Annotated in this window: 1 pseudogene; it reads right to left on the bottom strand. The window is 46.2% G+C overall.

Features of this window, described 5'->3' with window-relative positions:
• Nucleotides 1-288 (bottom strand): annotated as a pseudogene (locus ACWA1F_RS23980) (hypothetical protein); the annotation flags it as partial.

The following is a 288-nucleotide window of genomic DNA, read 5'->3' as shown; positions in this document are numbered from 1 at the left end:
CGCTGCAAGGGTTATATTTCCGTTGGCAGCAACGCTTAACGGGCCTTCCGTTTTTGCTGTTACTGACGTGTTTGTCGCTGTAACTGCTGCTCCGTCTAATGTGTCGTTTGTTTTAACGTTTCCGATGTTTGATGCTGTTGCTCCTGAAGCCGTAGTTCCAAAATCGTCTTTTACGGCAATCAGATCATTCACAACTTTCACCTCTGCAACCGCAGTTTTGCAGTTTGAAGGGTTTGCTCCAGTTTCGCAGATCGTATAAGTCAGAGTGTAGGTTCCAGATGCAGTGTT

The organism is Flavobacterium erigeronis, assembly GCF_054075165.1.
Note: the sequence above shows the minus strand (reverse complement) of the source record. Positions and strands in the feature narration are given on the sequence as shown.